The 23,301-nt window shown below is 50.5% G+C and carries 18 protein-coding genes; 16 read left to right on the top strand and 2 right to left on the bottom strand.

Translation table 11 applies throughout. From position 1 onward, the window contains the following. The first annotated feature begins 1 nt into the window (after position 1). From ABFC84_09480 to uvrA, 9 genes are all read left to right on the top strand, one after another. Entirely contained in the window at positions 2 to 937 is a 936-nt protein-coding gene (locus ABFC84_09480; protein ID MEN6412974.1) for a transketolase family protein, read from the top strand. Positions 938 to 1,149: 212 nt separating this feature from the next. Beyond that, a complete protein-coding gene (locus ABFC84_09475) occupies positions 1,150 to 1,890 on the top strand; it encodes a hypothetical protein (protein MEN6412973.1) in 741 nt (246 codons plus the stop codon). 125 nt (positions 1,891 to 2,015) lie between these two features. Continuing rightward, entirely contained in the window at positions 2,016 to 2,702 is a 687-nt protein-coding gene (gene ftsE, locus ABFC84_09470) for a cell division ATP-binding protein FtsE (GenBank protein ID MEN6412972.1), read from the top strand. Then, the gene (gene ftsX, locus ABFC84_09465) at positions 2,692 to 3,579 is read left to right on the top strand and encodes a permease-like cell division protein FtsX (protein ID MEN6412971.1); all 888 of its coding nucleotides are present in this window, start codon (positions 2,692 to 2,694) and stop codon (positions 3,577 to 3,579) included. The genes ftsE and ftsX overlap by 11 nt, the downstream gene beginning before the upstream one ends. A gap of 115 nt (positions 3,580 to 3,694) precedes the next feature. Further along, the gene (locus ABFC84_09460) at positions 3,695 to 4,831 is read left to right on the top strand and encodes a peptidoglycan DD-metalloendopeptidase family protein (protein MEN6412970.1); all 1,137 of its coding nucleotides are present in this window, start codon (positions 3,695 to 3,697) and stop codon (positions 4,829 to 4,831) included. 111 nt (positions 4,832 to 4,942) lie between these two features. Then, positions 4,943 to 6,085 (top strand): S41 family peptidase, encoded by a 1,143-nt coding sequence (locus tag ABFC84_09455; GenBank protein MEN6412969.1) that lies wholly within the window; start codon positions 4,943 to 4,945, stop codon positions 6,083 to 6,085. A gap of 211 nt (positions 6,086 to 6,296) precedes the next feature. Further along, positions 6,297 to 7,547 (top strand): PDZ domain-containing protein, encoded by a 1,251-nt coding sequence (locus tag ABFC84_09450; GenBank protein ID MEN6412968.1) that lies wholly within the window; start codon positions 6,297 to 6,299, stop codon positions 7,545 to 7,547. A 257-nt stretch (positions 7,548 to 7,804) separates the two neighbouring features. After that, positions 7,805 to 9,820, top strand: coding sequence for an excinuclease ABC subunit UvrB (gene uvrB / locus ABFC84_09445; GenBank protein MEN6412967.1), 2,016 nt, complete (start codon positions 7,805 to 7,807; stop codon positions 9,818 to 9,820). Positions 9,821 to 9,832: 12 nt separating this feature from the next. After that, positions 9,833 to 12,673, top strand: coding sequence for an excinuclease ABC subunit UvrA (gene uvrA, locus ABFC84_09440; protein MEN6412966.1), 2,841 nt, complete (start codon positions 9,833 to 9,835; stop codon positions 12,671 to 12,673). A gap of 169 nt (positions 12,674 to 12,842) precedes the next feature. On the opposite strand, the gene ABFC84_09435 is transcribed toward uvrA, so the two are convergent. Beyond that, on the bottom strand, positions 12,843 to 14,204 hold the full coding sequence (locus ABFC84_09435; protein MEN6412965.1) for an acetyl-CoA carboxylase biotin carboxylase subunit: 1,362 nt from the start codon (positions 14,202 to 14,204) through the stop codon (positions 12,843 to 12,845). Between the two features lie 186 nt (positions 14,205 to 14,390). Between ABFC84_09435 and uvrC the strand changes: the two genes are divergently transcribed. The 3 genes from uvrC (at position 14,391) to ABFC84_09420 (ending at position 17,640) form a co-directional block, all read left to right on the top strand. Beyond that, a complete protein-coding gene (uvrC, locus tag ABFC84_09430) occupies positions 14,391 to 16,190 on the top strand; it encodes an excinuclease ABC subunit UvrC (GenBank protein ID MEN6412964.1) in 1,800 nt (599 codons plus the stop codon). Positions 16,191 to 16,294: 104 nt separating this feature from the next. Continuing rightward, positions 16,295 to 16,849, top strand: coding sequence for a LemA family protein (locus ABFC84_09425; protein ID MEN6412963.1), 555 nt, complete (start codon positions 16,295 to 16,297; stop codon positions 16,847 to 16,849). 29 nt (positions 16,850 to 16,878) lie between these two features. Next, positions 16,879 to 17,640: a TPM domain-containing protein gene (locus tag ABFC84_09420; protein ID MEN6412962.1), complete on the top strand. Its 762-nt coding sequence runs from the start codon at positions 16,879 to 16,881 to the stop codon at positions 17,638 to 17,640. A 147-nt stretch (positions 17,641 to 17,787) separates the two neighbouring features. Here the strand turns inward: ABFC84_09420 and ABFC84_09415 are convergent, their stop codons facing one another. Next, on the bottom strand, positions 17,788 to 18,327 hold the full coding sequence (locus ABFC84_09415) for a DUF3231 family protein (GenBank protein ID MEN6412961.1): 540 nt from the start codon (positions 18,325 to 18,327) through the stop codon (positions 17,788 to 17,790). A 149-nt stretch (positions 18,328 to 18,476) separates the two neighbouring features. Between ABFC84_09415 and ABFC84_09410 the strand changes: the two genes are divergently transcribed. From ABFC84_09410 to ABFC84_09395, 4 genes are all read left to right on the top strand, one after another. After that, positions 18,477 to 20,081 (top strand): gamma-glutamyltransferase family protein, encoded by a 1,605-nt coding sequence (locus ABFC84_09410; GenBank protein ID MEN6412960.1) that lies wholly within the window; start codon positions 18,477 to 18,479, stop codon positions 20,079 to 20,081. 104 nt (positions 20,082 to 20,185) lie between these two features. Then, the gene (gene dcuS, locus ABFC84_09405; protein ID MEN6412959.1) at positions 20,186 to 21,793 is read left to right on the top strand and encodes a DcuS/MalK family sensor histidine kinase; all 1,608 of its coding nucleotides are present in this window, start codon (positions 20,186 to 20,188) and stop codon (positions 21,791 to 21,793) included. Then, complete coding sequence (locus ABFC84_09400; protein ID MEN6412958.1) at positions 21,790 to 22,506, top strand: response regulator; 717 nt, start codon at positions 21,790 to 21,792, stop codon at positions 22,504 to 22,506. The genes dcuS and ABFC84_09400 overlap by 4 nt, the downstream gene beginning before the upstream one ends. 241 nt (positions 22,507 to 22,747) lie before the next feature. Continuing rightward, on the top strand, positions 22,748 to 23,301 hold a 554-nt coding region (locus ABFC84_09395; protein MEN6412957.1), incomplete at its 3' end, for a carboxyl transferase domain-containing protein.

The following is a 23,301-nucleotide window of genomic DNA, read 5'->3' as shown; positions in this document are numbered from 1 at the left end:
AATGGGAAAAGCAACACGGGAAGCATACGGCGAAGCCCTCCGGGAGTTGGGCGCGCTGAATAAAGATATTATTGTGCTGGATGCGGATTTATCGAAATCTACCAAAACCAATCTATTTGCCAAAGCCTTTCCTGAGCGTTTTTTTAATGTCGGCATTGCCGAGCAGAATTTGATGGGAACGGCCGCCGGACTGGCGGCTGCCGGCAAAATTCCTTTTGTTTCTTCTTTTGCTATGTTCGCCGCCGGACGGGCGTTTGAACAGGTGCGGAATTCGATTTGCTATCCCCGGCTGAATGTGAAAATCGCGGCGACTCATGCCGGCCTGACAGTAGGGGAAGACGGGGCTTCTCATCAGGCGATCGAGGATATCTCTCTGATGCGCAGCATCCCCAATATGACGGTTATCGTTCCGGCAGATGCGGCGGAAACCCGTCAGGCCATTGCTTTTGCCGCCGAATATCGCGGCCCGGTATATATCCGTCTTGGTCGTATGGCGGTGCCTGAACTGTTCGGCGACGATTATGAATTTCAGCACGGCAAAGCCGTGGAGCTGGCCGACGGTAAGGATGTGACGCTGATTGCCAGCGGGGTAATGGTCAGCGCGGCCCGTGAGGCTGCGGAAGAATTGCTGGCTGCCGGAATCAGCGCCAGGGTGCTGAACATTCACACTATTAAGCCGATTGATGTGGAGGCTGTTTGCAAAGCGGCCCGGGATACCGGTGCGATTGTTACCTGCGAAGAACATAACATTATCGGCGGCCTCGGCAGCGCCGTGGCGGAAGTGCTGGTGGAACATCAGCCGGTTCCCATGGAACGGGTCGGCGTGCAGGATACCTTCGGTGAATCCGGCACCCCTGCCGCTTTACTGAAGAAGTACCATCTGACAGCCGCTGATATTGTTGAAGCCGCAAAACGAGTAGTGAGGCGGAAGAAGTAAAACAATGGCTGTTGGCGATGGGCGATGAGCTGTTGGCTAAAAGCCCAAAGCCAACCATCCCTCTTTACCACATAGAACGACTCCTGCATGAATATACATGTAGAGAGTCGTTTTTTTGCTGGTGATGAGCTGTTGGCGATGAGCGATGGGCTATGGGCTAAGAGCTAAAAGCCAACAGCCAAACGCCAACAGCCAACAAAGGAGGAATGCCTATGAAGCCGTGGCGGGTCATTTATCTGGGGAGAAATTTGGTGCGCCGGGTGCTTTTGTTCATACTGGGGCTGACGGCTTTGGTGCATGGGGGACCGACGGTAGTAATGGCGGCTTCTTTGTTAGTGTCGCTGGCAGTTTATGCTCTGGCTTTTGGCATGAATTTTGCGGTCGGTTTTGTTATATTGTTGTCTATTCATGAAGCGGGTCATATCGGGGCCTCCAGAGCGGTTGGCGTACCGGCGTCGGGACCGGTGTTCCTGCCCTTTATCGGTGCGGCGATGAGTTTGGAACGGGAACCGGTTAATGCCAGGATGGAAGCCAATATTGCCATCGGCGGTCCGGCAGCCGGCACTCTCAGCGCGTTGGTTTGTCTGGCCGTATATTTTTGGACGGACAGTATTCTTATGCTGGTACTGGCTTATACTGCCGGTTTGCTGAATCTGTTCAATTTAATTCCTTGTGATCCGTTGGACGGCGGGCGAATTGCCGGTGCTATATCGCCTCACATGTGGTGGGTGGGCAGTATCGCCATTGGCTTGTTGTTTTTATATACCGGCAATTTTTTTATTTTATTGGTTTTTCTGTTTTCCCTGTTTCGTCTCTGGCAGGGGGAGGAAAGGGAAAACGCTTATTACTACCGGTTAACGGCAGAACAGCGTCTGACGGTATTATGGTGGTATCTGGGATTGCTGCTGGTGCTGGGAGCGACGACTCTCTATATTGCGGAAATAATACGCTAACGGCATTGGGCATCATTGCATTCAAATGAAAAAAAATGTCACAAGAGAAGGTTTTTCACTAAAAATGTCAAATCATATTTAGGACATGGCAAAAAACATAGAAAAGAGAAGAGGGAGTGGCAGTTATGATTCACATGACAGACGTTTCGAAGATATACGATAATGGCTCCGTCGCCCTCTCGGATGTCACTCTAGATATTGAAAAAGGCGAATTTGTTTTTATTGTCGGCCCCAGCGGTGCCGGTAAGTCTACTTTTGTAAAATTAATTCTGCGGGAGGAATTGCCGACTCACGGCCAGCTCATCGTAAACGGCCGCAATATCAGCGACTTGTCTCCCGGCGAGGTGCCTTATCTGCGGCGGGCGCTGGGAATTGTGTTTCAGGATTACCGGCTGCTGCCGAATAAAACGGTTTATGAAAATATTGCTTTTGCCATGCAGGTGGTGGAGGCATCCCGGCGGGAAATGCAAAAACGGGTTCATCATGTCCTGGATCTGGTGGGACTGCGCAGCAAGACCCGCTGTTTTCCCACGGAACTGTCCGGCGGTGAGCAGCAGCGGGTGGCGATTGCCAGAGCGATTGTCAACAGTCCTTTGATTGTGATTGCCGACGAACCGACGGGCAATTTGGATCCGGATACCTCCGGGGAGATCATGAAGATTTTTGACCGGATCAATCAAAATGGCACAACCGTTGTGATGGCTACCCATGATAAAACGGTGGTAGACAAAATGAAGAAACGGGTCATTGCGATTGAAAAGAGCCGTATCGTCCGCGATCAGGTGAAAGGGGTATACGGCTATGAAGATTAGGACTTGGGAGTATTTTATCCGGGAGGCGTTTATTTCTCTGCGCCGCAACGGGCTGATGAGTTTTGCTTCCGTCAGCACGGTGGCACTGTCACTGTTAATTTTAGGGATTTTTTTAGTCATGGTTTTGAATTTGAATAATATGGCTTCGACTTTGGAATCCCAGGTACAGATTTCCGTTTATTTGCAGGATAATCTGAGTCAGCTGGAAACCAGGGAGATCGGTACCCGGATTACCAAGCTGCCGGGTGTGACTCAGGTGCTTTATATCAGTAAGGATGAAGCCATGTCCCGGTTCAAGCAGCGTTTAGGCGACCAGCAAAGCATATTGACGGCGCTGGGAGACGGAAATCCGCTGCCCAATGCTTTTGAAGTCAAGGTGGACAAGCCGGAGCGGGTGAAACCGGTGGCCCAGGCTATCGGTCAGCTGAAGGGCGTGGAGAATGCCAAGTTCGGCCAGGAAGTGGTTGAACATTTGTTTGACCTGACAAAAATGATGCGGATATTTGGGCTGGTGCTTATTTTGTTTTTGGCGCTGGCGGCTTTGTTTATTATTTCCAATACGATTCGTTTGACTGTTTTTGCCCGACGCCGGGAGATCGGCATTATGAAGTATGTGGGGGCTACCGACTGGTTTATCCGCTGGCCTTTTTTACTGGAGGGCACTTTGCTGGGAATGGGTGGAGCGGTGATTGCCGTTTTGCTGCTTAATCAGACATATAGCGCCTTGACCCATGAAGTATATGAGTCTTTGACATTTTTGCCGCTCATTCCTCAGTATCCGTTTATTACGAATATTAGTTTGATTTTGCTGGTCACCGGAGCGGCGATTGGCGCTCTGGGCAGTTCCATTTCGCTGCGGCGGTTTATGAAGGTGTGATAAAGGATGGCTGTGGGCTATGAGCTATGAGCTATGAGCCAACAGCCAAAAGCCAACAGCTAATAGCCAACAGCCAACAGCTAATAGCCAACAGCTATCTTCAAGGAGGGATTCGGTGCAGCATCGGAAAAGACAGATTTACTGTTCAGTTTTTTTAAGTATATTGATGGTCATGTCGGTCGTGGGACCGGTTTTGGCCGATGATTTGGAAGAGCAGCTGGGCAATATTCAGCAGCAGATGCAGGCGCAGCAGAATCAGGCGGCGCAGGCTCAGCATCAGGTGGACAGTGTATCGGAGCAGCTGCGGCAGGTACAGGGCGATCTGGACAGCGCCCAAAATGATTATAACAGTATTACGTCAAAAGTCACTGCCACGCAGCAGAAGATTCAGGCCAATACGGAGATTTTGGCCAAAGCGGAGAAGGATTTGGCATTGCGGGGGAAGATCCTCAATAAACGGGTGCGTGATATTTATGAAAACGGCCAGGTAAGTTATCTGGACGTATTGCTGGGCGCTAATGATTTTGGCGATTTTACCACCCGCATGGATATTTTAAAACGGGTAATCAAGCAGGATACGGATTTGATTTTTAAAGTAAAAGCCGAACGTGAGCTGATACTGGAGAAGCGGGCTGAGCTGGAACGGGATCGTGCCGTTGTGCTGGAGCTGCAAAAGGCGGCGGCGGAAAAGAAGCAGCAGGTTCAGGCCCGTAAACAGGATCGGGAACAAGTATTGAGTACTGCCGTGAGTCAGCGGGATACGGCGGAAAAAGCGTACAAGGAATTGATGGAGACTTCCCGCCAGATTGAACAGCGGCTGCGCAGCCAGGCTTCCAGCAGCTCCAGTACCCGGGCATCCACCGGCAGTACGGGTGCTATGATGTGGCCGATATCAGGGCCGATCACTTCGCCCTTTGGCTGGCGGACTCATCCGATTTTCGGCACTGCCCTTTATCACAGCGGTATTGATATCGGGGCCGATTACGGCGATCCGGTAGTCGCCGCCGACAGCGGCGTGGTGATTGACGCGGGCTGGATGGGCGGTTATGGCAAAGCGGTGATTATTGATCACGGCAATGGAATTACTACTCTTTACGGGCATAATTCAGAACTTCTGGTCAGTGAAGGACAGAGGGTTCGTAAGGGACAGATTATTGCCCGGGCAGGAGCTACCGGCTATGCTACCGGACCTCACGTGCATTTCGAAGTCCGGGAAAATGGTTCGCCGGTGGATCCCATGGGATATCTATAGGAATACTTTGCCGGAATTTTACATATAGCTACTTATATGCCAAATGTAGTTTTTGGGGAAATCAGATGTCTGGGCTGTTGAATTCCGGATATCGAATTGGGGTGTGTTTTATTGAGTCGGCGCAAAGCAATCGTTGGGGCTGTTTTGCTGGTGGTGTTTACTTTTGCAGCGACTGCCAGCGGGTTCTTGTATCTATTAAACATCCGCTCCGGCGATGTTGCCAGTACGATTAAGCTTTTCCGGGCAATACAGATTGTCAAGTCCCGGTATGTTGAGGATGTACCGGTGGAGACACTGATGACCGGAGCGGTCAAAGGCATGGTCAGCGCGCTGGGTGATCCTCATTCTATTTATATGGATGCCAAGATGTACAAGGAATTTATGATTGAGACGGAAGGATCTTTTGGCGGCGTTGGTATTGTAATTGGGGTGAAAGACAAAGTGCTGACCGTTGTTTCACCGATTGAGGGGACGCCGGGGGAGAAAGCCGGTATTAAGAGCGGCGACCGTATTTTGAAAATTGACGGACAGGACACCCAGGATATGGCTCTGGACGAAGCAGTCAGCAAAATCCGCGGTCCGGAAGGCAGTCAGGTAACACTTACGATCGGCAGAGCCAGCGAACCGGTTAAAGATTACCCGTTAATCCGGTCAAATATTCAGATTAAGACCGTTTCCGGCAAGATGCTGCCGGAAAATATCGGCTATATCCGTATTTCCATGTTTAATGAAAATACAGCCAATGATTTTTTCCACAAGTATGATGAATTGGAAAAGAACGGAATGAAGGCCGTAATTCTTGATCTTCGCGATAATCCCGGCGGATTGCTGGAGGAAAGCGTCAAGGTAGCCGGCAGGTTTGTGCCGAGAGGGCCGGTTGTATCGGTAGTCACCCGTGACGGCCACAGAGAAGTTCATAATTCCAATCTGGAAGCAGTTAAGTATCCGGCGGTGGTGCTGGTGAATGGTGGCAGTGCCAGCGCATCGGAGATTGTATCCGGCGCTATTCAGGATACCGGGGCAGGAGTATTAGTCGGCACAAAAACCTATGGCAAAGGATCGGTGCAGACACTGCTCAGGCTGGATGGCGGTGCTATTAAGCTGACGATTGCCAAGTACCTGACACCGAATGACCGTTCGATTAACGGCATTGGCATTGAACCGGATGTGAAGATCGAAGCGCCGGAAGTTAGGGAACCGGGGCAGGATATTCAGTTGGATAAGGCCATTGAGGTTATAAAAACCAAGATGTAGCATACTAGAAACGTGGCAAAAAAGCATCGCGGCTGGCATTTCGCCCAGCCGCTTTTTGCCTATGGGGAGCGAGGGGCTGTTGGCTATGAGCGTTTGGTTAAGGGCGATGGGCCGCCAGCAGCTCAAAGCTAATCGCTCAAAGCCCAAAGCCCAAAGCCAATAACCAACAGCCCTCGCCATCCCTAACTACTAACTACTTTGAGGTGACGTCATGTTTCCCTGGCAGGATCTGATTCAACTGATTATTGCCCGTACCATTTCGGTTTATTTTGATTTTATGTACTGGATTGTTCTGGCGCTGGTGGGTTATCAGTATTGGACGATGCAGCGCAATCAGAAGCGAATGTTTGGTGTCTGCAGTTATTCTCTCCGACAGCAGGTATTATTGACTCTCTTTTATGGTACTTTAGGCGGTATTGTTGGCAGTGTGCTGCTGACAGTAGTCGGGGTTACGCTGAATCAGATGGGGTTTAATTATATTTGGCCGCTGGCGCTGCTGCTGATGATGGTCAGTGTCCGGTTTTTGTGTTTTGCCTATGCCGGCGGCATTGTGGCGCTGGGGAAAATATTATTTAATTGGCCGGCAGATGTAAACGTGCCGCAAATCCTGACATTGGTGGCTGTTCTTCACATTACGGAAAGTCTGCTGATTGCTATAAGCGGCAGGTACAGTGCTTCGCCGTTGATTCTGCGTCGAGGCGACGGCCGGCTGGTGGGGGCGTTCAGCTTGCAGAATTTTTGGCCGCTGCCGCTGGTGCTGTTAATGGCAGTGGCAGTTCCCGGCAGCGATCTGCCTGCGGGAACGATGCATATAGGCGATTGGTGGCCGCTTCTTCCTTTGGGAATTGAAATTCCCGAGGGACAGCGCTGGGTTTACGCCCTGACACCGGTAGTGGCGGCTTTAGGCTATACGGACATGGCCATTACCAGTTCACCGCTGCGGCGACGGATGGAGACGGCCTGTCATCTGGCCGTTTACAGTGCCACGCTGCTGGCGCTGGCGCTGTTGTCGGCAAAATATGAGTGGCTGCAGGTCTTTGCCGCATTGCTTTGTCCCCTGGGGCACGAACTGTTGATTCAGCTTGACAACCGGCGGGAAACGGAGGGAGAACCCCGTTATGTGCCGCCAAATCACGGGGTAATGATCTTGGATACTGTATTGGATACACCGGCCCGTCAGCTTGGTTTGAAGCCGGGTGATATCTTGTTATCTCTGGACGGCAGGCCGGTCAATTGCGGTGCCGACCTGGGGACGGCGATTCTCTACGCACCACAGGAATTTCCTCTTGTTATTGAGCGGGACGGCCGTCGGTTGAAAAAGAAAAGCCGGTGGCATACTCAGGGTGATGAACGCCGTTTAGGCGTTATTTTGGTGCCGGAAGGGCATGAACAGGTATATGCGGAGATGGCGACGGAAAGGTTTGCCATCTGGGAATGGCTGAAAGGGCTTAGGAGAAAATAAGCCTTTGCGGTTTTTTGATCTTATATGATATAATATTTATTAAAGGAGAATTATAATTTGTTGGCTGTTGGCTGTTGGCTAGTTGTCATCGCGAGGCGTCAGCCGTGGCGATCTCAAAGCTGGAAACTGCAATAGAGACCTTGAGATTGCTTCGCTGCCGCTCGCAATGACAGTTCTCGTTCATTTTACCAAGTACCAAGTGCCAAGTCCCAAGTTCCAAGTCCCAACAGCCAGCTCTACAGAGACAGGTGAATCATATGAATACTGTGCCTAAATTAAATACAGTCCACCGGGGGGGAGGGGTTCCCTTTCAGGTGGAGGCGCCGTTTGTTCCTACCGGGGATCAACCGGGGGCAATTGAAAAATTGGCGGCGGGAATCCGGCGGGGCGACCGGGCGCAGGTATTGCTGGGCGCCACCGGAACAGGCAAGACGTTTACGATTGCCAAGGTGATTGAGGCGGTGCAGAAACCGACATTGGTGATTGCTCATAATAAGACGCTGGCCGCTCAGCTGGCCAGTGAGTTCAAAGAGTTTTTTCCCAATAATGCCGTGGAATATTTCGTCAGCTATTACGATTACTATCAGCCGGAAGCTTATATTGCCCATACGGATACGTATATCGAGAAAGATGCGTCGATTAATGATGAGATTGATAAATTGCGCCACTCGGCAACCAGTTCCCTGTTTGAACGGCGGGATGTAATTATTGTCGCCAGCGTATCTTGTATATACGGCCTGGGTTCACCGGACGAGTACCGGGGTATGGTGCTGTCCCTGCGTCAGGGACAATTGCGGGATCGGGATGATATTCTGCGAAAACTTGTGGAAATTCAGTACGAGCGCAATGATATTAATTTTGTCCGGGGAAAATTCCGGGTGCGGGGAGACGTGATTGAGATTTTTCCCGCCGCCTTCGGGGAAAAAGCGATCCGGGTGGAACTGTTTGGCGACGAGGTGGAGCGGATTCAGGAGATTGACACTGTTACCGGCGAGGTTTTATGCGAACGGAAGCATATTGCCATTTATCCGGCGTCCCACTATGTGACTTCCCGGGAGAATATGCTGAGGGCCGTTGATAATATTGAGGCTGAAATGGAACAGCAGGCGGCTTTATTTCATTCGCAGAATAAACTGCTGGAAGCCCAGCGAATCACCCAGCGGACAAAATATGATTTGGAAATGATGCAGGAGATGGGGTACTGCTCCGGTATTGAAAACTATTCCCGCCATTTGACGGGCCGCAAGCCGGGGGAACCGCCTTATACGTTGATGGACTATTTTCCCGATGATTTTTTGATTGTTATTGATGAGTCTCATGTGACTCTGCCTCAGATTCGGGCGATGTACGCCGGTGATCGCTCCCGGAAGCAGTCTTTGGTGGATAACGGGTTTCGTCTGCCTTCCGCCTACGATAACCGGCCGTTTCAGTTTAAAGAGTTCGTGGAGCATATCAATCAAATTGTTTATGTATCGGCTACTCCGGCAGACTATGAGCTAAAAGAAGCCGCCCAGGTTGTACAGCAGATTATTCGCCCTACGGGACTGGTGGATCCGGAAATCGAGGTTCGGCCGCTTAAAGGGCAGATGGATGATTTGCTGGGTGAGATAAAAGTCCGGGCGGCCCGGAATGAACGGGTGCTGGTGACGACTCTGACGAAAAAGATGGCAGAGAATTTAACCGATTATTTAAAGGAAATGGGGATACGGGTTCGCTACCTCCATTCTGATATTGCCACTATTGAGCGGGTGGAAATCATCCGGGATTTGCGGGCCGGTGTGTTCGACGTACTGGTGGGCATTAATCTGCTGCGGGAGGGACTGGATTTGCCGGAGGTTTCTCTGGTAGCCATACTGGATGCCGACAAGGAAGGTTTTTTACGGTCGGACACTTCTCTGATTCAGACTATCGGCCGGGCGGCGCGCAACGCTGAGGGACGGGTGATTATGTACGGGGATGTGATTACCGATTCCATGGGGCGGGCCATTAGTGAAACAAACCGTCGACGGGAAATCCAAGGGGAATATAATCAAGTACATGGCATTACGCCTAGGACGATTCACAAGCGGGTTAAAGAACTGATCGAAACGACCAAAATAGCGGAAACAGCATCATCATATGCGGTCCGCCCTGTGGAGAAGATGAGCCGGAAAGAAATGACGGCTCTTGCCGCCAAGCTGGAAAAGGAAATGCGTCAGGCCTCCAGACAGCTGGAATTTGAACGGGCCGCCGAATTGCGGGATATGCTGGTGGAGCTGAAGAATAAAATGTGAGAGGATTATATTGTGAAGGAAAAAATCATTGTTAAAGGGGCCAGACAGCACAATTTAAAAAATATTGATATTGAGATTCCCCGGGATCAGCTGGTGGTGATTACCGGACTAAGCGGTTCCGGTAAATCTTCCCTGGCTTTCGATACCATTTATGCCGAGGGACAGCGGCGCTATGTGGAGTCGCTGTCGGCCTATGCCAGGCAGTTTCTCGGTCAGATGGACAAGCCGGATGTGGACTACATTGAGGGTCTGTCGCCGGCGATTTCTATTGATCAAAAGACGACCAGCCGCAATCCCCGGTCTACGGTAGGGACGGTTACCGAGATTTATGACTATTTGCGGCTGCTGTTTGCCCGGGCGGGGCGGCCTCACTGTCCCAAGTGCGGCAAGCCTATCAGCCAGCAGACTGTGGATCAGATGGTGGATCAACTGCTGGCACTGCCGGAGGGATCCCGGCTGATGCTGCTGGCGCCCATTGTCCGGGGCAAAAAAGGCGAGCATCAGAAAGTGCTGGCGGATATTCGCCGGAACGGGTACGTCCGGGTGCGGGTGGATGGACAAATTCAGGACATTAGCGAGGATATTAAGCCGGAAAGAAATAAAAAGCATACCATTGAAGTGGTAGTGGACCGGCTGGTGGTCCGGGAAGGAATGGATCGGCGGCTGGCCGATTCCTTGGAAACGGCTTCGAAATTAGGCGGAGGAGTAGTCAGCGTTCAGATTGTGGACGGCAAAGAGCTGGTGTTCAGCCAGAATTTTGCCTGCGTGGACTGCGGCATCAGCCTGCCGGAAATCGCCCCGCGGATGTTTTCTTTCAACAGTCCCTTTGGCGCTTGTCCCGATTGTACGGGACTGGGCAACAATATGGAAATCGATCCGTCCCTGGTTATTCCCGACGAAAGCAAGGCACTGATTGACGGCGCTATCGCTCCGTTGAGCAAGAACGTCAATTCTTATTTCATGTGCCAGCTGGAGGCGGTGGCCGACAGGAACGGGTTTTCCCTTAACAGCACCTGGGACAGCCTGACCGATGGGATAAAGCAGTTGATTTTATACGGATCGGGCGAGAAACGGTATACTTTTCAATACGAAAATATGTTTGGTGAAAATAAGGTCTATCATTCAGCTTTTGAAGGGGTAGTTCCCCTGCTGAACCGCCGTTACCGGGAGACAACTTCCGACTGGTCGCGGGAGGAAATCGAGGGCTACATGAGTTCCAAGCCCTGTCCGTCTTGTAAGGGGGCACGGCTGAAGCCGGAGTCTCTGGCGGTAAAGGTAGGCGGCAAAAATATCAATGAAGTTACCCGGATGACGATTGCCGAGGGACAGGAGTTTTTTAACCGTCTGGAATTGACGGACCGGGAGAAAACGATTGCCCGGCAGATTTTGAAAGAAATTAATGCCCGTTTAGGATTTTTGCTGAATGTTGGCTTGGAGTACCTGACTTTAGACCGGGCTGCCGGCACTTTGTCCGGCGGCGAAGCCCAGCGAATCCGTTTGGCCACTCAGATCGGTTCGGGATTGGTCGGAGTGCTGTATATCCTGGATGAGCCCAGTATCGGTCTTCATCAGCGGGATAACAACCGGCTGCTGGCCACACTGAAGAAGCTGCGGGATGCCGGTAATACGCTGTTAGTGGTGGAGCATGACGAGGATACTATGTACGCTGCTGATCATATTATCGACATCGGCCCGGCGGCCGGGGCAAACGGCGGTCGGGTTGTCGCCCAGGGAACAGTAGAGGAAATCAAGGATTGCCCAGAGTCGATTACCGGTCAGTATTTGAGCAGGAAAAAATTTATCCCGGTGCCGGCGATCCGGCGCAAGCCTAACGGCAAGTGGCTGGAGATTGTGGGCGCTAAAGAAAATAATCTGCGGGATATCAATGTCCGGTTCCCTTTAGGGGTATTTACGGCAGTCACCGGTGTGTCCGGGTCAGGGAAAAGTACTCTGGTGAACGAGATCCTTTACAAAGGTCTGGCTGGGCGGATTTATCGCGGCAGTCGGATTCGTCCCGGTGATCACCGGGATATCCGGGGTGTCGAATATATTGATAAGATTATAAATATCGACCAGTCGCCTATCGGACGAACGCCCCGTTCCAATCCGGCTACGTATACCGGTCTGTTTGACGCGATTCGTGAGATTTTCAGCCAGACGCCGGAAGCTAAAATGCGGGGCTACAAGCCGGGCCGTTTCAGCTTTAATGTGAAAGGCGGCCGCTGCGAGGCTTGTCATGGCGACGGAATTATTAAAATTGAGATGCATTTTTTACCTGATGTCTATGTCCCCTGCGAAGTCTGCCAGGGGGCCCGCTACAACAGGGAGACGCTGGAGGTGCGGTATAAAGGGAAAAGTATCGCGCAGGTTTTGGATATGGTTGTGGATGAAGCGGTGGAGTTTTTCCAGAACATTCCCAAGGTTTACCGTAAGCTGCAGGTTTTGCAGGATGTGGGGCTGGGCTATATTAAACTGGGACAGTCGGCTACTACTTTAAGCGGCGGTGAAGCTCAGCGAATTAAACTGGCTGCCGAACTGGCCCGTCGCAGTACCGGGAAAACTTTATATATTCTGGATGAGCCGACAACCGGACTGCATACCGCCGACATTCACCGTCTGCTGGAGGTGCTGCAGCGTTTGGTCGATGGCGGCGATACGGTGGTTGTCATTGAGCATAACCTGGATGTGATTAAGACGGCCGATTATCTGATTGATTTAGGTCCGGAAGGCGGCATGAGAGGCGGCACTGTCGTGGCTCAGGGAACGCCGGAGGCTGTCGCCGCTAAGCCGGAATCTTATACAGGACAATTTCTGGCACCGGTTTTGGCGGAAGGAGCAAAATTAAAGGGATAGGCCGTCGGCCTATCCCTTTGATAGAATTTGTAAGTCATGTAATAATTTTTTAGCTATGAGCTATGAGCTATGAGCTATGAGCTATGAGCTATGAGCTATGAGCTATGAGCTATGAGCTATGAGCTATGAGCTATGAGCTATGAGCTATGAGCTATGAGCCCAGTGTCAATCAAATCGCCGACACATTTAGAATCGCTTTTTTCTCTCTTGGTGCCATTCGTTTATAGATAAACTGGGTATCAATGTCGCCGCTGCAGAAATGAGGATTGCGGAGTACTTCCTGCTGGAAGCCGATTGTAGTTTCAACACCGGAAATCCGGAATTCGGCCAGTGCGCGACGCATGATCCGGATGGCATCGCCCCGGGTGCGGCCATGGACGATAACTTTGGCGATTAAGGAATCATAATAAGGCTGAACCGTTTTCCCGGCGCAGACACCGCTGTCGATCCGCACTCTGGGGCCGCCGGGAGCATGGTAGAAATCAATCATCCCGGGAGATGGCTGGAATTTGCGCTTTGGGTCTTCGGCGTTAATCCGGCATTCGATGGCATTACCGATGAAGGTGATTTCTTCCTGCTTTTTGTTCAGGGGTTCGCCGGCGGCAATACGAATTTGCCGCCGTACAAGGTCAACGCCGGTAATCATTTCGGTAACGGCATGCTCTACCTGAATTCGGGGATTGATCTCCATGAAATAGAATTCACCGCTTTTAATATCCAGGAGAAATTCCACCGTGCCCACATTAGTATAGAAGACACTTTTAGCGGCTTTAATGGCCAGAGCACCGACCCGGTGGCGCATTTCCGGCGTAAGGGCGTTGGAAGGCGCTTCCTCCAGGATTTTTTGGTTGCGCCGCTGCAGGGAACATTCCCGTTCGCCTAAGTGCAGGATATTGCCGTAGTTGTCTGCCATAATTTGTACTTCAATATGTCGTGATTCAGCGATATAATTTTCTAAATAAAAGTTAATTTTTTTGATATCTACGTTATTTAAGGCAGCTAGCAGTTCACCCCGGCTGTGAGCGACAAACATGGATTTCCCGCCGCCGCCGGATACCGGCTTTAAAATCACCGGATAGCCAATCTCTTCGGCCATGCTACAAGCGTGTTCGGTGCTGGTAATCGGCTCGCTGCCTCTTGTCATGGGCAGTCCGGCTTGGTGCATCGCTTCCCGGGCGGCATCCTTATTGCCGACTTTGCGGATGGTTTCAGCCTGGGGTCCGATAAAGACAATACCCGAATCATTGACCATTTCGGCAAAATCGGCATTTTCCGACAGGAAGCCGTAGCCGGGATGAATGGCGTCGGCATTGGCAGTGATGGCTGCAGCAAGAATAGCTTCGCCGTTTAAATAACTTTGCGAGGCGTCTGCCGGTCCGATATGGTAGGCATAATCCGCCAGTTGGACATGGAGGGAATCAACATCGGCGTCGGAATATACGGCAACGGTTTGAATGCCTAATTCATGACACGCCCGGATGATGCGAACGGCGATTTCGCCGCGATTGGCGATTAATACTTTATTAAACATTGCTACAGACCTCCCATTGCAATAGTATGTTAGCTATGATATTGTGAAATATAGTTCTAACGTTGTTATTATAGTATAGCCGTGTCGATTCTACAAGTGTCTTTCCCTCATGTATACAATGAACATAAAATGACAGAAAAATAGCAATATTACTATAATATTGCTAAATTTTGTAAGGGGGCCGCCATGAATAGGGAATTGGAGGAAAAATTAGCCTTATTGCCGGATCAACCGGGTGTTTATTTAATGAAGAATGCGGCAGACCGGATTATTTATGTCGGTAAGGCTGTAAATTTAAAAAACAGGGTACGCTCCTATTTTCAGTCCAGCCGCAATCATTCAGCGAAAGTAACGGCTATGGTGGCCCGCATTGCAAATCTGGAATACATTATCACCGGCTCGGAAATGGAAGCCCTTATTTTAGAGTGCAATTTGATCAAGCAGCATCATCCTAAATATAATATTAGTCTGCGGGACGATAAAACTTATCCCTATATTAAAGTGACGACTCAGGAACAATATCCCAGAGTTTACGTTACCCGCAAGGTCAACAAGGACGGAGCCCGCTATTTTGGTCCCTATACCAGCGCCGGGGCCGTTCATCAGACGTTGGCCTTACTGAGAAAACTGTTTCCGCTGCGCAGCTGCCGCCGCCTGGATGCCAGCCGTCCCTGCCTGGAGTATCATATCAAACGCTGTCTGGCGCCTTGCACCGGTAAGGTGGACCAGGCGGAGTACCGGGAAATGATTCAGTCGGTTTGTTTGTTCCTGGAAGGACGGAGCGATGCTGTGGTAAAAATGCTGCACCAGCGGATGACGGAAGCGGCTGAAAATTTGAAATTTGAACAGGCAGTTAAACTGCGGGATCAACTGACGGCAGTGAAAAAAATTGTGGAAAAGCAAAATATTGTTACAAGTTCCGGTGACCAGGATGCTTTAGGTTTGGCCCGATCCCCTCTGGGGACCTGCGTACAGGTGTTTTTTATTCGCAGCGGCAAGATGGTGGGCCGAGACCACTTTTTGCTGTCCGGCGATGAAGAGGAAGAGGACGAAGTGGTACTGGAAGCCTTTATTAAGCAATACTACAGTCAGGCAGCTTTTGTGCCCCGGGAAATTTTGCTGCCCATGGACTTGCCGGAGCAAAACCTGCTGGCCGATTGGCTGAGCAGCCGGAAAGAGGGGCGGGTGGCGGTGGAAACACCAAAACGAGGAACGAAAAAGGATATTGTCACTATGGCTGCCGGCAATGCGGCGATTTTTTTGGCAGAGCAGGCGGCTAAACTGAAGCTGCGCTCGGCTCAGACCGAGGGAGCGGCAGCCGATCTGGGCCGGTATCTTTCCCTGCCGGTGGTGCCGGAACGGATGGAATGTTTTGATATTTCCCATATTCAGGGGTCGGAAACCGTGGCTTCCATGGTCGTGTTTGAAGGCGGCGTACCGAAGAAAGAGGACTACCGGCGTTATAAACTTACCACGGTGGAAGGAAAGCCGGACGATTTTCGCTCCATGGAGGAAGTGGTGGGGCGGCGTTACCGGGAGGCTGCCGAGCCTTTGCCTGATCTGATCGTTATTGACGGCGGCAAAGGGCAGCTGAATGCGGCTCTGGCGGTGATCCGCGGCGTTGGTTTGGCAGATATACCGGTGGTGGGTTTGGCGAAGGAGTTTGAGTATATTTTCCGGGAAGGGGAAAGCGATCCGGTCATCCTTCCCCGGGACTCCCAGGCTCTGTATCTGATTCAGCGTATCCGGGATGAAGCCCATCGTTTTGCCATTACGTATCACCGGAAGCTGCGCTCTAAACGGAATCTTGTATCGGTGCTGGATCATGTTGCCGGGATTGGCCCCAAACGGCGCAAAGCACTGTGGGATACCTTCGGCAGCCTGCCTAAAATCAAGGCGGCTTCTCTGGCGGAACTGGCTGCCGCTCCCGGAATGACGCTGCCGGCCGCTCAGGCGGTATATGATTTTTTTCGCCAAACGCAGTGAAGAATAAGGGAGCGGGAACATATTGCCAAAATTATACCTCAGGTAGTAAAATAGATGAGTAAAGTCAAAAAATCAAACTCAGTATTGAGGGAGGAAATACAGTGATGAAGAGAACAAACTGGATTATTATTGCTCTGGTCGTAGTGCTGGTGGTCGGCACCATTATGGGCTACAACGGACTGGTCAGTATGAATGAAAATGTGAATGGCAAGTGGAGTCAGATCGACAACCAGCTGCAGCGGCGAGCCGATCTCATTCCCAACTTGGTCAATACGGTAAAAGGCTATGCTACCCATGAGCAGCAGGCCATTCAGACAGTGGCCGACGCGCGGGCCAAACTGGCCGGCGCTCAGGGGCCGGTTGCCAAGGCGGAAGCCAACGGTGAATTAAGCGGCGCTTTGAGCCGTTTATTAGTGGTTGCCGAAAATTATCCGGACTTGAAAGCCGATAAAAATTTCCGGGCTCTGATGGATGAGTTGTCGGGCACGGAAAATCGGCTTACCGTAGCCCGGAAAGATTACAATGACGCTGTTCAGGTGTACAATACTAAGATTCGCACCTTTCCGATCAGTGCCATTGCCGGTATGACAGGTTTTGGCCCGAAAGAATACTTTAAAGTGGAAGAAGGAGCAAAACAAGTTCCTCAGGTTAAATTTTAACAGCTTGCTGTGATGAGCGAGGGATGGCAATGAAAAAATGGCTGGTCTGGCTGGTAACGGCTATCTGTCTGACAGCGGGAGCAGCGGCAGTGTGGGCGCAGCCGCAGCTTCCGCCTGCGCCTGCATCCAGCATATATGTTCAGGACTATGCCGGTGTTCTGTCCGCAGAATCCAGGAACCGCATCAATAATTTAGGCGGGCAGCTGGCAGCCAAAACCAAGGCTCAGGTTGTGGTGGTTACCGTCAAGACTCTGGACGGTGCGCCGATTGAGGAATATGGGCTGAGCCTTTTGCGGCAATGGGGAATTGGCGACAAAACGTTGAACAACGGCGTGTTAATGCTGGTGGCGGTGAACGACCGCAAGTCCCGGATTGAGGTGGGATACGGCTTGGAAGGAGCGCTGCCCGACGCCAAAACAGGGGAAATTCAGGATGATTATATGATTCCCTTTTTTCAAAAGGGTGAATATGACAAGGGGATCGTAAACGGCTATCTGACGTTAGTCGGTGCAGTTGCCAAGGAATACAATCTGGAATTCAAGAGCGACGCCAAACCGGCGCCTAAGCCTCAGCATGTAAATCAATCTTCCGGCTGGAATTCTGTTCCCGGTTGGCTGCAAATCGTTATTGTCGCCGGGTTTTTGCTGCTGTTTGTTGTTGATTGGCTGTTCTTCGGCGGCAGCATTACTTTCTTTATTTTATCCCTGCTCCGTTTCCGCGGCGGAGGCGGCGGTTCCGGTGGGTTTGGCGGCGGCTCCGGCGGAGGCGGCGGGTCCAACCGGAATTGGTAGACATATTGAAAATAGAGGACGCTAACCGCGAAGAACGCAGAGAACGCAGAGAAAGATCGGATAGAGATAAAAACCGTAATCTTCCGAACCCTCTGCGTTCTTTGCAGTTCAAAAAAAATCCGGCAGTTAGCCGGAAGAGAAAGTAGTTTAATGTTCCAGTTTGGCCAGCCGGGGCAGCCAGCCGCGGTCCAGCATCAGCTGGAGCAGACGGTAGTCCCAGTCCAGGCCTGCGTCCAGCAATTCCCGGTACATCAGTGCCACATTCAATTGATAGGATTGATGCAGTGCTGTTAAGAGAGTCATTTGGGCGGCTTTGGCCATGGTACCGACAGCGATGGCAATTTCTCCGTCATTCAGATGTGCATCTGCCGGGATATTTAACGGTGATTTGTGGAGGGTCCGTTTTTCAAAATGAAGTTTTGGCAAGCTGCCGCCGCTTTGCTCCAGCATATTTTCCGATTGGGCGATGATCGTTTTTGTATGGCGGTTAATGGCTTCCTGAATTATATCTTTTAATTTGGGGTCCTGGGCGTGATTGTACATTACCTCAAGGGCAGCGATATTATAGCGCCCCTGGGCAATGATGCCGTAAAGACCGGCTGCTTCCAGGTAATTCAGGGGTTCTTTGTCAAAAAACGTGTTAAAAATGTTACGGGTTTCCGCGTTGACTTTGTCAAGGATAGTCATAAATCAGCCTCCAATCATAAATTGTGCATCAAGGATTTATCTTTTAGGATAAACAAAAAAACAATTTTGATACATAAAAGGGGAATCCTGATTCTTGCATTGAATATTTGATTTAGATTTAGAAAGTATTGTGAGGAGTGTGAATACCAATGGATTTTGATGCGCTGGAATATCCTTATTCTTCCCGGCGAATGGTGACTTATAGCCGTAAGGGAATGGTGGCGACTTCTCAGGCGCTGGCGGCTCAGGCCGGGCTGACGATTTTGCAGCAGGGCGGCAATGCTGTGGATGCTGCTATTGCCACGGCTGCCTGTCTGACGGTGGTGGAGCCTACTTCCAACGGACTCGGCGGTGACGGGTTTGTTTTGGTTTGGAGCAAAGGGAAACTTTATGGCTTAAATGCCAGCGGACCGGCACCACAAAAAATTTCGGCGGAGCTGATTCGGGCGGTCGGGTATGAGCAGATGCCATCCTGGGGCTGGCTGCCGGTGACTGTTCCCGGAATTCCGGCCGGCTGGGCCGCCCTCTCTCAGCGCTTCGGCCGGCTGCCGCTGCTGACTGTTTTGCAGCCGGCGGTTCGGTATGCTGCCGAAGGATTTCCCGTTTCCCCGGTTGTGGCGAAAAACTGGCAGCGTTCTTATGAGATATACCACAGCCTGGAAGGAGAGCAATACCGGTACTGGTTTGATCATTTTACTGTAAAAGGACGGGCGCCCCGGGCCGGTGAAATGATTTCGCTGCCTAACCATGCCAAAACTCTGATGGAAATCGGCAGAACTAAGGGAGAATCCTTTTACCGGGGAGATCTGTCGGAAAAAATCGATCAGTTTTCCCGGCAATACGGCGGTTATTTGCGTCAAACTGATTTGGCCGGTTTTTCACCGGAGTGGGTGAAGCCGATAAAGGTCAATTACCGGGGCTATGATGTCTGGGAAATTCCGCCCAACGGTCATGGTTTAGTGGCATTGATGGCGCTTAATTTATTAAATGGTCTGGAATTAACGGGAAAAGACAATGTGGATACCTGCCATAAGCAAATTGAAGCCATGAAACTGGCTTTCGCCGACGGGAAAAAATATATTGCCGAACCCGGCAGTATGGCGGTAACGGCGGAGGAACTGCTGTCTTCCGGCTATGCCGCCCGGCGAAGACAGCTGATCGGCGACCGGGCGCTGCAGCCGGCAGCAGGCGATCCCCGCTGCGGCGGTACTGTTTATCTGGCGGCTGCCGACGGCGAGGGAAATATGGTATCGTATATTCAAAGCAACTATATGGGGTTTGGCTCCGGCCTGGTTGTACCCGGAACCGGCATCAGTCTGCACAACCGGGGCTGCAACTTTACTCTGGATCCCCGGCACGCCAATTGTCTGGCACCGGGCAAGCGCCCTTATCATACGATTATTCCCGGCTTTTTGACCAAGGATAATCAGGCAGTCGGACCTTTCGGCGTCATGGGAGCTTTTATGCAGCCTCAGGGGCATGTGCAGGTGATTAATAATACCATTGATTTTCATTTGAATCCCCAGGCGGCCCTGGATGCACCCCGCTGGCAATGGGTCGGGGATAAAAAGGTGGAGGTGGAATCCCAGTTTCCCCGCCATATTGCCGAAGGACTGGAACGACGGGGTCATCAGGTCAGTGTCACTCTGGAGCCCAACAGCTTCGGCCGGGGACAAATCATTTGGCGGGACAGGGACGGAGTGCTGGCCGGCGGAACTGAACCCCGCTCCGACAGCGCCGTTGCTGCGTGGTAATTACCGGATCATAGCTGGATTCCTAAGATAAAATTTGTAAAATCCTCTGCGCCGGCCTAAAAGGATGAATTATAGGCAGGATGAGTAGTGTAAGGTGGCTTAGCGTGAAAATCAAAAAAAATGTTTTTAAGCTTCACACGATCATTGCAATTTTTGTCTGCACTGTGGTGGCGGTGTCGCTGCTGGTGGCGGATATGCTGATTAGCGGCAGAGTCAGTGAAGAAACGGAAAATCAGCTGTCCGACCATGTTTTGGAAGTCGCCAGTATTGTAGCGAAATCACCTGAAGTTATCGAAGCTTTGAAGGGAGAAAGAGAGATACAGACGGTTCAGGACTACAGTCAGACAGTTTGTCAAATAACCCATATGCGGTTTGTTGTGGTTATGGATATGAATCGTATCCGCAAGTCTCATCCTACGGTTACAATGATAGGGACGCATTACGAGCAAGATGATGCCGATCCTGCTTTTAACGGGCAGGTAACTCAGTCGATTGCGAAAGGGTCTTTGGGAAAATCTTCAAGGGCATTGGTCCCCATTTTTGATAAAAACGGTCAGCAAATAGGTGTGGTACTTGTCGGTATTATGCTGGATCGTGTGCAGCAGGCGATTGAAAATAGCCGATCAGGCATTTATGGCGGAATCGCTATCGGCCTGCTGGTCGGTTTGGCAGGAGCGATACTTTTGTCCCGCCAGATTAAGAAAAAAATGTTTGGCCTGGAGCCGTCTGCCATTGCCCGGTTGGTGGAAGAGCGCAGCGCTATGCTCCAGTCTGCCCGTGAAGGCATTATCGCTGTTGACAGCGACAGCCGCCTTACACTTGTTAATGATGCGGCACTTCAAATCTTTAACAAAGCAGGTGTAACCGGTCCCTTTGTCGGGCAGCCAGTCGAGGAGTGTGTGCCGAATACCCGCTTGCAGAATGTTTTTCAAACAGGCAGAGCGGAACTGGATCAGGAGCAGGATATTAATGGAATTATCATCATGACTAATCGGGTGCCAATTCGTGTCGACGAACGGATTATTGGTGCTGTCGCTACATTCCGGGACAAAACTGAGTTTAGAAATTTAGCGGAAAAGCTGACAGGGGTGCGAAATTATGCTGAATCGTTACGGGCTCAGGCCCATGAGTTTATGAATAAACTTCATGTGATTCAGGGAATGGTGCGCATGGGTGTTTACGATCAGCTGACGGAATATATCACTCAGATTGCGCAGCAGTATCACGCCGAGGTAGGTGCTGTAGTCAGAAAAATTAAAGATCCCGTATTGGCCGGCTTTATACTGGGGAAACAAAGCCGGGCCAGAGAAACCGGCGGTGTTCTGCTGCTGGATGAAGATTGTTTTTTACCGGAGGCGGCTGATTCGGAAATCGTTCATGAAATTATTACAATTACCGGAAATTTGATCGATAATGCGTTGGAAGCAGTTGAAAACTCTGTTTCAAAATGTGTTCAGGCCGGTTTTTTCTATGAAGACGGCACGCTTACGATCATCGTGCGGGACAGCGGCACAGGATTAGATGAGCAGAGTATCGACCATATATTTGTGAAAGGATATTCAACCAAAGGAAGTCAGCACGGTATGGGATTATACCTGGTCCGATGCAGTCTGGAAAGGACAGGCGGTCAAATCAGTGTGACTTCACAGCAGGGTCAGGGTACTCAGATTACTGTTACTATGCCGTATACTGCTAAGGAGGATGTTTCGTGATAAGAGTTATGATCGTTGACGACGATCCGATGGTGGTAAAATTCAACAGCCATTATTTGAACATGGTGGAAGGATTTGAATTGGCAGCAACTGCCTATTCGGCGGCAGAATCGTTGGAAATGTTGGAATTACATGAGATTGATCTTATTTTATTGGATATTTATATGCCTGGAATGGGCGGCCTTGAGTTACTGATCCAAATCAGGAAAATCGGCAAAGGCGTTGACGTGATCATAGTAAGTGCCGCTTGCGACAGCCAGAGTATAAAAACAGCCCTGCGGTTTGGTGCGGTAGATTATATTATTAAGCCGTTTGAATTTGAACGTCTGAGTGCAGCCTTAACCGCTTATCAAAAATTGACTGCTGTTATGGAGGAGCAGAGACAAATAAATCAGATTGAACTGGATAATTTTTTATATAAAAAAGAGCGATCAATGAAGAACCCGTTGCCTAAAGGCATTGATCCCAACACGCTCAATACCGTGTGGGAGAATATACAGGGTTTAAACGGCAGTGCCTTTTCGACGGAAGAAATCGCTCAGCTTGTCGGTATTTCACGTATTTCCATGCGAAAGTATCTGGATTTTTTAAAACAGCATAAGCTTTTAACGCTGCAGCTTATTTACGGAACGATTGGGCGTCCTGTTTATAAATACCGATGTATACAAGCATCCACTTCGGCGCTGAAACATTTTTTGCTTTCCGGATGGTAAAATAAATATTGCGCTGCCTGCTAAAAAGCCAACCCCGCTGCTAGGGGTTGGCTTTTTAGCATTATTCAGACTTAAATGATTACTTTAGTTACAAAATGCAAATCAAATTACGAAATATATAAAATAGTTTAAATTTTTTATATAGTGAAACAGTAAGGGCTAATCCTGTAATGCATCAAGTCATTTATTAGGCTATTTTTTGGTGCTATTGCAGAGAAATAATATGCCAGGAGGTGGTAATGTGTCTGGAACGAGTGCGAAAAGGGAAGTTTTCAAAGAACATAAAGCTAAGATTCTAAACGGGGGTGGTCCCAAGCGGATAGAAAAACAGCATGCCAAGGGCAAAATGACGGCACGCGAACGCATTGAAAAGCTGCTTGATCCCGGTACGTTTGTGGAGCTGGACCAATTTGTCACCCATCGCTGTACCAACTTTGGCATGGAAAAAGTCGAGGCGCCCGCTGAAGGGGTGATCACCGGCTGGGGCACGGTGGACGGTCGTCTGGTCTATGTATTCTCCCAGGATTTTACCGTAGTCGGCGGCTCGCTGGGTGAGATGCACGCCGCTAAAATTTGTAAAGTGCTGGATATGGCGCTGAAAATGGGCGCGCCGGTCATTGGCATTAATGATTCCGGCGGAGCCCGGATTCAGGAAGCAGTGGACGCGCTGTCCGGTTATGGCAAGATTTTTTATCGGAATACCTTGGCTTCCGGCGTTATTCCGCAAATTTCCGCCATTATGGGACCTTGCGCCGGCGGGGCGGTATATTCGCCTGCTTTGACCGACTTTGTCTA

This window comes from Veillonellales bacterium (assembly GCA_039680175.1).
GTDB lineage: Bacteria > Bacillota > Negativicutes > JAAYSF01 > JAAYSF01 > JBDKTO01.
This window is presented reverse-complemented; position numbering and strand designations above follow the sequence as displayed.